Below are 1,666 nucleotides of genomic sequence, written 5' to 3'. Positions count from 1 at the left end.
TATCAGGCGATAGATTTCGGCGTTGGTCATGGCGGTCAATACTCGTTATTCAGCGTAACGGTATTGTTTACGCGCGCAGGCAGGGGTGCAACGCGCGGCAGTGGTAGGGGGACTGTGACAACTTTTAGCGGGAAATATCGGGGTGGTTTAACTAATACAGCGAGCGAATAACGCAGTCATGCGTTGATAACGGCAATGGTAGCCATCAATATTGGCCTGAATCCATTCATCGGGGTTGATGCCAGCAAAGGAGATTTGAAAGCCGCAATTGATAATAATGTGTTCGAACAGCAACCGCTGCGCCCGGCCATTACCTTCACGGAAAGGGTGGATAACATTAAGATCAGAATAGTACTCAGCCAGTTTTACAATCAGCGAGTCATAGGGCAGACCAACCAGATAATTTTCTTGTGCCAGTTGGTTAAACAGTCGGTTAGCTTCAGGTGTAATGCGACTGATATTGCAAAATCGGGTAGTGCCTTTGGATATATCAATGGTTCTCAAATATCGCCAAACAAGGCTTGATGCAGCGCGCACCAATAGCGCAAATCATAGGGTGGCGGGCTAAATTCGATCTCCATAATCGCCAGCTCGGAAAAATCTTTTTCCATCTCAATAAATTGGTCATCATCAGTAATGCCGAATTTATTGATTAACACCTGACTGTTCGGATAGGTATAAGGATCTGGGCCGTCACCGTATTTATCGCTGTTCACCGCGAACTCGGCTGGCTTTTGGTGGCGTATTTATTCATCAGGCTTTGCTTCAGTTTAGCCCTTTCGTTCTTTGAGGTTGGCAACGTTTGATTGGTACTGTTCAAGCCTTCCAAACGCATACTTTGGCGATAGTTTTCTAACTTCACACGGTCGAAGTATTGTTTTTTCTCAGCCAGACTCGTCATTACATTAGCCATTACGATCTCCGGTAGTGCATATAGAAATGCAGATAAAACAAATATACGCGATCCAGCGGAGTTTTTCATCCCAGCGTAATGTTAGCCACGGGCGATAAAGTCAAACACTTGGCCGAGCACATTATCACTGTCTTTTTTGGTGATGCCGAGCAATTGACGGGCGGGGTAAGGGGGCATTCAAGAACGTATTTGTGTACGCGGCAGGCGGGAAGAAAGACGGCCTGCAAATCATGCCGTTTAGTGAGATAACCGCCAAAGATGAGTTTAACGGCATCAAGAACGTGACCCGCGATGATTTGCTGCCGCACACCGGGTACCGCCGCAACTGATGGGGATCATGCCGACCAATACCAGCGGCTTTGGGGATGTTGAGAAGGCAGCGAAGGTGTTCGCCATCAATGAGCTGTATCCCATCATGGAAGATCTAAAAGCCCTGAATGACTGGCTGGGCGTGGAGGTATTCCAGTTCAACCCCTACGTACTGGCCGAAGTTTAAGCTTGACCCACCGATTCATTCAATAATTTTCATCCATACCCACACCGGCGCGCCCTGCGCCGCGTGCACTTCCCTCATCACGCTATAACGCGCTGTGCGGCCCATAGCGAGGCGCACGTCTCACGCATCCGATCACACGACGCATATTACACGAATGCACATCACCATGACCCACAAGCAGCGCATCAGCCGGAGGTGCCCGACCTCCCTTAGACCCTTCAGCGCGCGATTGTCTCCCCTCCACGCCTGCACGCAAA

Annotated in this window: 1 protein-coding gene and 2 pseudogenes; 1 reads left to right on the top strand and 2 read right to left on the bottom strand. The window is 49.4% G+C overall.

Annotated elements, in window-relative coordinates; all coding sequences use genetic code 11:
- Nucleotides 1–147 precede the first annotated feature (147 nt).
- A pseudogene (locus V2A85_RS23470) lies at nucleotides 148–716 on the bottom strand (Fic/DOC family protein).
- On the bottom strand, nucleotides 713–913 hold the full coding sequence (locus tag V2A85_RS23465) for a YhfG family protein (RefSeq protein WP_229714857.1): 201 nt from the start codon (nucleotides 911–913) through the stop codon (nucleotides 713–715). Before V2A85_RS23465 ends, V2A85_RS23470 begins: the two are co-directional and overlap by 4 nt.
- A gap of 161 nt (nucleotides 914–1,074) precedes the next feature.
- On the opposite strand from V2A85_RS23465, the pseudogene V2A85_RS23460 reads away from it, so the two are divergent.
- Nucleotides 1,075–1,409: pseudogene (locus tag V2A85_RS23460) on the top strand (phage portal protein); the annotation flags it as partial.
- Between the last annotated feature and the right edge of the window lie 257 nt (nucleotides 1,410–1,666).

Source organism: Yersinia sp. 1252 StPb PI, from assembly GCF_048593885.1.
GTDB classification, from domain to species: domain Bacteria; phylum Pseudomonadota; class Gammaproteobacteria; order Enterobacterales; family Enterobacteriaceae; genus Yersinia; species Yersinia enterocolitica_E.
This window is presented reverse-complemented; position numbering and strand designations above follow the sequence as displayed.